Source organism: bacterium (genome assembly GCA_026398675.1).
GTDB lineage: Bacteria > RBG-13-66-14 > RBG-13-66-14 > RBG-13-66-14 > RBG-13-66-14 > RBG-13-66-14.
Genome location: JAPLSK010000208.1, coordinates 1 through 9,849, shown reverse-complemented (window position 1 = coordinate 9,849; position 9,849 = coordinate 1). Strand labels below are relative to the sequence as shown.

Below are 9,849 nucleotides of genomic sequence, written 5' to 3'. Positions count from 1 at the left end.
CCCCGACTCCGGCCCCCGGTAAGGCCGTCCGAATATTGACGGACGTCCCCGACTCCGGCCCCCGGTAAGGCCGTCCGAATATTGACGGACGACCCCGACTCCGGCCCCCGGTAAGGCCGTCCGAATGTTCAGGCGCGTTAAAAAAAAATCTCCCGGACGGGGTGAAGCTCGCTGGGTCCGACTGGTTACTCTCCACAACGGAACGATCCGGGCGTTAAAAAGTCTCCCACAAGGGGAGAAGCTTGATGGGCTCGACTGGGCCGTTGTCCACGGTGGAACGTTCAGGGCGTTAAAAAATCTCCCAGACGGGGAGGAGTTAGATGGAGTTCAGCTGTTCCCGAGGCATACTCTTCGACACCCTGGCCATGGTGGCCGGCGTAGTCAAGAAGAACCCGCCTCTTCCGGTGCTCTCCAACGTGCTTTTGAAGGCCGACGCCGAGGAGGGGCGCCTGCACCTCTCCGCCACCGACCTCGAGGTGGGGGTGAGCTGTAAAACCTCCGCCCAGGTATCCACCGGCGGCGAGCTGACACTTCCCGCGCGCAAGCTCACCGACATCCTGCGCGAGCTACCCGAGGCCCAGGTGACCCTCTCCACCGAGGGCACCGGCTGCACGGTCAGGTGCGAGAACTCCCGCTTCTCCCTGGTGGGCATAGACGCCGACGAGTTCCCGCCCCGACCGGAGATTTCGCCCGAAAGCTCGCTCGCCGTCGTCTCCGACACCCTGCGCGAAATGATGCGCCAGACCATCTTCGCCGTCAGCTACGACGAAACCCGCTACTTCTTGAACGGGGTGTACGTGGTGGCCAAGGGGCGGGAGCTGACCTTCGTCGCCACCGACGGGCGCCGGCTGGCCAAGAGCGCCCGAACCCTCGACGACGGGGTGGAGCTGGACTTCGCCGGCATCGTCCCCACCAAAGCGGTGGTCGAGATGGACAAGCTGGCCGCCAAGGTGGAGAAGGTGGAGCTCTCCCTCGGCCCCGGCCACATCGTGGCCGCCTTCGCCGACACCATCCTCACCGCCTCCCTGATCGAGGGCGAGTACCCCGACTACGACAAGCTCATCCCCAAGGATTTCCCCCGCCAGGCGCGGATCAACCGCGGGCTCTTCGAGGACGCCACCCGCCGCGTGGCCCTCATGGCCGACGAGACATCCCACCGCGTCTCCTACGAGTTCGAGGGGAACGTCATCCGCGTGACCGGCAAGAGCGAGCAGGGCGAGGCCGTGGAGACGGTGGAGGCGACCTACGAGGGCGAGCCGCTGCGAATCGGCTTCAACGCCCGCTACGTCGGCGACGCCCTCAAGGCCACCAACGCACCGGAAATCGAGCTGCTGCTCCTGGAAAACCTCCGGCCGGGCCTCTTGAAGGGCGAGGGGAGCGACGAATACCTCTGCCTCATAATGCCCATGCGCCTGGACGACTTCTAGAATTTTTCAAAAACCCTAACTCTAGTGATTAGGTTTAAACTTAATCACTAACTTGCCATACTCATTGCCTACTTTACTTAGGGTGTTCAATGAAAACCATGCAAGCTGATATCCGAGGTCTAATTCGCAATACGTTTGTCTCTACAGGAAAACCTCTAATGCCTGTTTTTGAGGCAATATCAAACTCATTTCACGCAATCGAGGATGCTCAAGTTCCAAATGGAGAAATACTTATAACTGCCACAAGAGAGCCTTCACTACTTGATGAAGTTGAACCGGGCACTGGTAATATTGTTGAATTTGTTATATCTGATAATGGTATAGGTATGAATGATGAGAATTATGAAGCCTTTTTAACAGCCGATACAACATATAAACAAACCCGAGGTGGAAAGGGGATAGGGCGTTTTACATGGCTTGTTGTATTTGAACGTGCAGTCATTTCAAGTAAGTATGTTAATAATGGAGAGTGCTTTGAAAGAAAATTTACTTTTTCACAGGAAGGTATTACGCATTATACCCTTGATAAAATTGAAGCGTGTACTTCTGGTACCGATTTGAGACTTTGCCTTATTAAAAATAAATATCAGAAGTATATCAGTAGAAAACGTTTAGATGTTATTGCACGGTTTATTTTATAAGAATTTCTGAGCAGTTTTCGTTCAGATAATTGCCCTTTCGTTAAAATTCAGGATGAATTAAATGAAATTACGATAAATAATTTATTTATTGAGAATACTAAATCAAGCCAAGACGAGAAATTAAATATCAAAGGGCATAACTTTGAACTCTGTCATTTACTTCTTTATACTTCTCATTTGAATGATCACTATCTCTACCTTTGCGCCGATGAAAGAGTTGTTCGATCTATTAAACTTTCTGGTATAAAAAATCTCCCTAAACGATTTAATGGTTCTGAAGGCAAAGAATTTGTTTACGGTGCTTACTTAAAGGGTGAATATTTAGATGAGAACGTTAAATCAGACAGATCAGACTTTAACATAGTTGATGACCCTGATGGATTTATTGATGAAATTACCTATAGAGACATTATTTCAGAAGTTCAATATAAATGTTCTAATTACCTCAAGCCGCTTACAGATATAATTGCTCAAGAAAAAGAACAGCGTGTTAATTCTTTCATTCAAAATGAGGGGGTTTTCTATAGGCCAATAATCAACCACCTAAAAGATTCAATAGAGCGCGTTGAGCCTGATGCAACTAATTCTGATATGGACCGTGAATTATATAAAGGATATTTACAACTTTTAGAAAAGACACATATTGAAACAGATGAACTTTTTAAGCAAAATGAAGACGGAAACGAAATCGAAGAATATGAAGGTCAATTTGAAGAAGTATTTAATAATATTTCCGATCTGCACAAGACAGATTTAGCTAGATATGTACTTCATAGAAAGGTGGTTTTGAAATTTTTAAAAATACAGCTTTCACGTGTTGAGGGAAAAAAATATAAAACAGAAGATAGAATTCATAATATAATATTTCCAATGGGAAAAACATCCGATGATATTCCTTTTGATAAACACAATTTATGGATAATTGATGAAAGGTTAGCATTTCACACTTATCTTGCCTCAGATAAGCCATTATCCAATACTGTTGGTGGATCTACATCAAAAAAACGTCCTGATATAATTATCTTCGACAAAGCTCATGCATTTACTGAAGGTAATAATGCTCCCTATAGTTCGATAACTATAATTGAATTTAAAAGGCCGCAAAGAAAGGATTATAGCGAAAAAGAAAACCCAATTACACAAGTATATGACTACATAGATGATATAAAAAATAGAAGGAAGCAAACTATTGATGGGCGGCCAATTTCAATTGGGGAAAACATACCATTTTACTGCTACATTATATGTGATATAACATCTAATCTAGTCCGGTGGGCGGAAGCGGCAGCATTTTACAAAACACCTGATCAAATTGGCTATTTTGGTTATAATCCAAATAAACATGCATATGTTGAAGTAATTTCATATAATAAATTAGTTAATGATTCAGAAAAAAGAAATAAAGCATTCTTCGATAAACTAAACTTACCTAGTGGGCAATGAAGATTTGATACCGACTCCTGATGGAGAACAAATGAACTTCCTCGGCGCGAACAAGGTCTGGCAGGTGATAGTCCTCATCGTGCTCCTCGCCGGCCTGGCGGTCGGCGATTACCTCTGGATCACGGCGGCGGAGAAGCCGTTCCTGGTTCCCCTGGGCGGGGACAATTTCTTCGCCCAGATGAACTACCAACGCATCTACGTGGACCACTACGGCGCCCAGACGGTCTACGACCGGATCGTAGCGGAGAAGGCGCGCTTGCAGGCGGCGTACGAGGAGGAGCTGGCCGCGGCCCAGGCCCGCGTCGCCGCCAAGGAGAAGGACGTCGTGCTCCCCACGGGACCGGCCCCGATTGCCGAGGACTGGGTCAGGAACGAGGCCGCCGCCCTGGGGAAGGGCGAGGTGATTGCCACGGTGGAGCTGAACATGGTCGAGGCGATAATCTTGTGCGCCGCCGTGACCATCCTTGTGCTCTACCTCTTCAACGTGGTGTTCTTGAGCCGCGGCCGTTCGGTGGTGGAAAGCGCCCCGGACCACTCCGACTAGGGGACGACGATACCCCGGGACTTGGACAGGTACGGACCGAAAACGAGGCGGGCCCGAAGGCTCGCCCTTTTTGGACTCGCCCTCTGCCTTTTGTATTCCGGCTGCGCACGCGCCCCGCGACCGGTACTACCCGAACCGGTCAAGGGTGAGGCGGACATCGCCCTCGTCCTCCCGCTCCACCTGGACCGGCGGCCCGTCGGCCCGCCCAACCGCCTCCCCGCGCCCGAGCTCGGCGTCACCGCCGCGGACGCCGACGAGGCCGAGCTTCTGGCCCAGTCCGCCGCCGGGCGCGCCGGGGAGCTGGGCGCCGTGGTCCTCTCCCACGAGGTCCGCGAGCTGCCCGGACGCCGCGAGCTGACCATGCGCTTCGGTCCCGAAGGCGGCCCGGAGCACTTCCGCCTCGTGATAACCTGGCCCGTGGTGCTCCCCCGCGGCCCGCGCCTGGCCATTATCATAGACGACTGCGGCGGGCGCGACCCCAGCATAACGGGCATCCTCGACCTGCCCGTGACCCCCTCGGTGATGCCGTACCGCGCGTACTCACGGGCGGTGGCGCAGGCCGCCCGGGAGGCCGGGCGAGAGGTCATGCTCCACCTCCCCTGCGAGCCGCTGGGAAATGAAAACCCCGGTCCCGGCGCGCTCTACACCTACATGACCGACGACGAGCTTCGCCGCCTCGTCGGCCGGGCCCTGGACGACGTCGGCCCCGTGGACGGCGTCAACAACCACATGGGCTCCAAGCTGACCTCCGACCGCCGCTGCATGGGCGTCGTCCTCGCCGAGATTTCCGGCCGGGGCCTGTGGTTCGTGGACTCGGTGACGTACCACACCTCGGTGGCGGCGGACATGGCCGCGGAGTACGGCCTGCCCCACGCCCGCCGGGACATTTTTCTGGACAACGACCCCGCCCGCCGCTCCGTGGTCAAAGAGCTAAAGCGCGCCGTGGACCTCGCTCTCGAGCGCGACGGGCCCGTCGTCGTCATCGGCCACGACCGCGACGCCACCCTCGACGCGATCCGCGAGGTCATCTCCTACGCCCGGGAGGCCGGCGTCGCCCTGGTCGGGGTATCGCAGTGCCTGGAGTAGCTCGGCTTGACCCGGCCCCGCGGGGGCAAGGGAGAGGAGAAAATGGGCTTAAGCCCCTTGCCGGACGCTTGACCCGGCCCCGCGGGGGGGCTAAACTCATCATGGAAACTCCGCCGGGAGATGCCATGCGCCGCCAGACACCCGTTCTCGTCGTCGCCCTGATTTTGATGACCGCCCTGGCCGCCGGCGGCGGCCAACTGGACCCCGACCGCGTCTACACCGTCCAGCGCGGCGACACCCTCTGGGACCTGGCCGAGGAATTCCTGGGCAGCCCCTGGCTCTGGCCCCTCATCTGGCAGGCCAACCCCGAGATAGTGGAGCACCCGCACTGGATTTACCCCGGCGAGGAGATCTACATCCCGCCCAACGTCCCCCCCGACCTCCCCGCGCGCATCCAGGTCCGCATCCGCGACGACGAGCCCATCGTGGCCTTGACGCGGGAGCAGCTCGTCGGTCTCTGGCGGCGCCTGCTGGAATACGGCGGCATGGTGGTGCCCGATATAGACGAGTACTGGGAGCTGGCCCACATCGTCGCCTCCGCCGACGAGGACCGCACCATGGTCGCCCTCTACGACGAGGTGTACATCTCCGGCGGCGACGACGAGGGCTTCTACCCCGGCGCCCAGTTCCTCGTCTACCGCGACAAGGGCCGCATCGTCATCCCCGACTCGCGCATAGACGTGGGCCGCCTCATACAGAACGTCGGCGTCATCGAGGTCACCGACGTCTACCCCGATGTCAGCCGCGCCAAGGTCATCTCCTGCAACGAGGCCATCCTCATCGGCGACAAGATACGTTTCCGCGAGGAGATAGACGACGAGTTTCTCCGCTTCCGCACGGGGGTCGAGCCGCCGGTGTGGGGGTCCGAGGAGGAGGCGCTCGCCGAGCGGGGGTACGTCTGCTGGGAGCGCGACGGCCGCAGCTACGCCGCCCAGGGGAACGTGGTCTACATCAATTGGGGGTCGGACCAGGGCCTCGAGCCCGGTTCGAGGGTCATCGTCTGGCGCTCCGGGCGCACCGTGGACGACCCGGCCAGCCTCGAGGCGGTCCGGCTACCCGACGAGGAGATTGGGACGCTGGGGGTGTTGAAGGTCACCGACTCCACGGCGACCTGCCTGGTCCTGGGCGCCACCACCCGCCTGGAAATCGGCGACTACGTGGACTACGTGCGGAGGTAAATAAACCGTGTCTATTCAGATATATTCCTGCTTTAATCCTAAAGCCGACTTCGTTCTCTATCATGGTGATTGCATGGGATTATTACAGACCATCCCTGACAACTACATTAAACTGGTCGTTACGTCGCCACCTTATAACATCGGTAAGGAATACGAGAAAAAGCTAGACATTCAAGAGTACGTCGAGCAACAGTCGGAAGTAATAAAGGAGTGTGTGAGGGTTCTCGATGAAACCGGCAGTATCTGTTGGCAGGTTGGAAATTACGTAAAGAACGGTGGTATCATACCCCTGGATGTGCTCTTATACCCAATTTTCGATTCTTTAGGTTTATCACTTAGAAATAGAATCGTCTGGTACTTCGGACACGGTCTACACGCCTCAAAAAGGTTTTCCGGCAGATACGAGGTTATACTGTGGTTCACCAAGAGCGAGAACTACACATTCAATCTCGATCCCATCCGAGTACCCCAAAAGTATCCGAAGAAGAAGTATTTCAAAGGTCCTAAAAAGTGACAACTTTCTGGCAACCCCCTCGGTAAAAATCCATCCGACGTTTGGGAGATACCCAACGTAAAAGCAAACCACGTCGAAAAAACGGAGCACCCGTGCCAATTCCCCGTTGAGTTAGTCGAGAGGTTAATCCTTTCCATGACGGACGAAGGGGATTGGGTGCTCGATCCCTTCCTCGGAGTCGGAACTACGGCTATTGCAGCTATAGCCAACGGTAGAAAAGCCATCGGAGCTGAAATGGTAGATAAATACATTGAAATCACAAAGGAAAGATTACGGTTAGCGGAAAATGGTAAACTGAAAATAAGACCGATGATAAGGGAAGTGTATAACCCAAGCAACCCGAACAATATACCACCGAAGATACTTACCTTTGCGGATTATCAATCAAGCTTGACACTGCACACAGGGACCAAGGAGAAGCTATGAAGGTGGTCTATATCTACTCGCATTTGGGCGGCGCCGAGATACTGCAGGTAAGATATCCCGTTCATCTAAAGGAGATATACCAGGTTATCTCGATAGTTAAAGCTAAACGCACTAAAGTGAGTGAAGAGAAAACCATGAAAGGCAAGCTTCTTTACGATCCTTCAGGCATGAATGACCAATTCAATAGTGAATTTAAAAAGATGGGTTACACAAAATTAAAAGAAACGTATACACGTGATATACCAAATAGTGATATAAAATTGGAGAAAGGCTCTAAGGAGATCGATTTCGTAAAAGGGAAGGTTTTAATTGAAGTACAATTTGGTAAATATTTCTCTATGTTCTACGATATGTCAAAATTCCAATACTTTTTTAATGAAAACAAGACCGATGTTGGCGTTGAAATAGTGCCAAGCCACAGTCTTTTTAAGGAGATGTCCACAGGCGTATCCTATGGTGAACAATTAATTACAGACATCGAAAGACTTAGGCGCCACTACCCTGCCGTTCCGGTAATGATCATCTTAATTGACGTTGATTAACCCCGAAAGAAGGAATTTCTTTAATCTTCTCGAAGACCGGCGGGCGGGGTGGGTCATACTCCTCCTGGCGGTCGCACTGCGCCTCGGGGTCCTCTTCCTCGTCGCCGACCAGCCCCTCATCTCGGACGCCTCGGGCTACTTCAAGGAAGCCGGGTATCTCGCCACGGGGACCAGCTACACCCCCCAGTGGCCCCCGGGCCTGCCCCTCTTCCTTTCCATCTTCGGGCGCCTGAATTCCGGCGAGTTCCTCGCCCGGGCCTCGATGCTTTTGTGGTTCCTGGCGCTGGCGCTCCTGGGGTACCGCCTCGTTCTGGACGCGTCACGGGAGGAGAAATGGACCCCGGAGGGCGCGGGGGCGGCCCGCTTCGGCGCCAACCTCTTCCTCATCGCCTTCGCCCTCTACCCGTGCTACATCCTCAACTCGGTGGACACGCTGACCCAGCTCCCGACGGCGGTGGGGGTTACCGCGGCGGCCTGGCTGACCCTCCGGTTGGTCCGCGGGGCGGGGACCGGCACGGCGGTCATCCTGGGGTGCGTCCTGGGCTTCACGGCGCTCATCCGGCCCACGAGCCTCGTCCTCCTCGCGGGGGTGCCGGTCTATCTGGCGGTGAAGTTGAAGAAGCCGCTGCCGCCGCTGGCGGCCTTCCTGCCGGCGGTCGGCGTCGTCGCTCTCTGGCTCCTGGTCGCGGATAACATGACCGGCCACTTCGTCTTCATCAACGAGGCCAACACGTGGAACCTCTTTTTGGGGAACAACCCGTACACGCCGCTTTACAAGACCTGGTGGCTGGGGTCGCACGCGGGCGTCGAATCCGGGTGGCCCGCCAACTTCAGACGCCTGGTGGTCGAGATAGACACGCTGCCGGCGCACCTGCGGAGCGGGCGCTACGCGGCGGTGGCCTGGGGGGAGATAGCCGGGCGGCCGGACCTCTTCCTCGTGCGCAGCTTGAGCCGCGTGCGGACCTACCTCGCCACCGACAGCTTCACCGGCTCGTACCTCGTAAAAATTTTCGGCCTGCCGCTGTGGGTGGGGCTGGCGGCCATCGCGGCCGACGGCGCGTTCTACGTGGGCATCGCCGGGGCGGTCGTCGCGGCGCTCTTCGCGGGGGGCAAGGCGCTGCCGGGGAGGGACGCCCTGACGGTGCTCCTGGGAATCTCGTTGCTCTACGCGCTGCCCTACTTCGTCAGCTTCTCCCACCCCGTGTACCACATCCCCACCACGCCGCTTTTGGCGGTCGTGGCCGCGGTGTTCGCCGGTCGTCTCCGGCGGGGGGGCGATTTCTGGGTCACGCTGAAAAATTCGAGAAAAAGGAGGGTCGGCCTGTGGGTCGTCGCCGCCCTCTTCGCGGCGATACAGATCGAGTGGCTGGTCGTCATGGCCGGAGAAATTGAGCAATTGGAGCACTGGGCGGGCGGGTTCGACTCCTGGGACCTGGTGGACCAGTGCTGCTCGAACCTGGTGGACCGGACGCCCTTCGCCTGGGCCAAGGTGCCGGAGTGGGCGGGGCGGGAGGAGGAGTTCGTCCGGCGGGCCGGATTCGCCCTCCTGGCCGCCCTGGCGGTCCACGACAAAAAAGCGCCCGACGGCAAGTTCCTGGAACACCTGCCGCTCATCGAACGGGCATCGGACGACGGGCGCAACTTCGTCAAGAAAGCCGTCAACTGGGCCCTGCGTCAGATAGGCAAGCGCAACCTCGCGCTGAACGCCGCGGCGGTGAAAACGGCGGTGAAAATCGCGAAAAGGGACTCGATGGCGGCGCGCTGGATCGCCGCCGACGCCCTGCGCGAGCTCACGGATGAGAAGGTCCGCGGGCGCCTGCGGGCCAAGGCCGGGAAGATGAAACCCTCCCGATAGCCCCCGACCCGACCTTTTTGCTACAATCACCGTGACCGACCCAAAATAAAAATGAGCCGTTACCCCGAGATAGACCTGTCGAGGATAACGCCGCAGCCCGTGGCGGAGCGGCCGAGCAAGGTCACCCTGGACGACCTGTGCGGCCTGCCCGTCGCGGCGGACGCGGCGCTACTGGACCGCCTGCCGGACCTCC

8 protein-coding genes and 1 pseudogene are annotated in these 9,849 nt (G+C 56.3%); all 9 read left to right on the top strand.

Features of this window, described 5'->3' with window-relative positions; genetic code table 11:
* Positions 1–320 precede the first annotated feature (320 nt).
* The 9 genes and pseudogenes from dnaN to NTW26_06900 all read left to right on the top strand — a co-directional run bounded on the left by dnaN (position 321) and on the right by NTW26_06900 (position 9,656).
* A complete protein-coding gene (gene dnaN / locus NTW26_06940; protein MCX7021992.1) occupies positions 321–1,427 on the top strand; it encodes a DNA polymerase III subunit beta in 1,107 nt (368 codons plus the stop codon).
* Positions 1,428–1,516: 89 nt separating this feature from the next.
* Entirely contained in the window at positions 1,517–2,068 is a 552-nt protein-coding gene (locus NTW26_06935; GenBank protein ID MCX7021991.1) for an ATP-binding protein, read from the top strand.
* A gap of 177 nt (positions 2,069–2,245) precedes the next feature.
* Positions 2,246–3,511 carry a hypothetical protein gene (locus tag NTW26_06930; protein ID MCX7021990.1) on the top strand — a complete coding sequence of 422 codons (1,266 nt, stop codon included), beginning with the start codon at positions 2,246–2,248 and terminating at the stop codon, positions 3,509–3,511.
* Positions 3,512–3,542: 31 nt separating this feature from the next.
* Positions 3,543–4,055, top strand: a complete 513-nt coding sequence (locus NTW26_06925; protein ID MCX7021989.1) for a hypothetical protein — start codon at positions 3,543–3,545, stop codon at positions 4,053–4,055.
* A gap of 21 nt (positions 4,056–4,076) precedes the next feature.
* Positions 4,077–5,141: a divergent polysaccharide deacetylase family protein gene (locus NTW26_06920; GenBank protein MCX7021988.1), complete on the top strand. Its 1,065-nt coding sequence runs from the start codon at positions 4,077–4,079 to the stop codon at positions 5,139–5,141.
* Positions 5,142–5,266: 125 nt separating this feature from the next.
* Positions 5,267–6,319, top strand: a complete 1,053-nt coding sequence (locus NTW26_06915; GenBank protein MCX7021987.1) for a LysM peptidoglycan-binding domain-containing protein — start codon at positions 5,267–5,269, stop codon at positions 6,317–6,319.
* A 73-nt stretch (positions 6,320–6,392) separates the two neighbouring features.
* A pseudogene (locus NTW26_06910) lies at positions 6,393–7,259 on the top strand (site-specific DNA-methyltransferase).
* Positions 7,256–7,801: a BglII/BstYI family type II restriction endonuclease gene (locus NTW26_06905; GenBank protein ID MCX7021986.1), complete on the top strand. Its 546-nt coding sequence runs from the start codon at positions 7,256–7,258 to the stop codon at positions 7,799–7,801. Before NTW26_06910 ends, NTW26_06905 begins: the two are co-directional and overlap by 4 nt.
* Complete coding sequence (locus tag NTW26_06900; protein ID MCX7021985.1) at positions 7,788–9,656, top strand: DNA alkylation repair protein; 1,869 nt, start codon at positions 7,788–7,790, stop codon at positions 9,654–9,656. The genes NTW26_06905 and NTW26_06900 overlap by 14 nt, the downstream gene beginning before the upstream one ends.
* Positions 9,657–9,849 lie beyond the last annotated feature (193 nt).

What these genes read in the sequence shown, in the direction of transcription:
- dnaN (MCX7021992.1), top strand. Translation starts at nt 321, where the DNA reads ATGGAGTTCAGCTGTTCCCGAGGCATACTCTTCGACACCCTGGCCATG.
- NTW26_06935 (MCX7021991.1), top strand. Translation starts at nt 1,517, where the DNA reads ATGAAAACCATGCAAGCTGATATCCGAGGTCTAATTCGCAATACGTTT.
- NTW26_06925 (MCX7021989.1), top strand. Translation starts at nt 3,543, where the DNA reads ATGAACTTCCTCGGCGCGAACAAGGTCTGGCAGGTGATAGTCCTCATC.
- NTW26_06915 (MCX7021987.1), top strand. Translation starts at nt 5,267, where the DNA reads ATGCGCCGCCAGACACCCGTTCTCGTCGTCGCCCTGATTTTGATGACC.
- NTW26_06905 (MCX7021986.1), top strand. Translation starts at nt 7,256, where the DNA reads ATGAAGGTGGTCTATATCTACTCGCATTTGGGCGGCGCCGAGATACTG.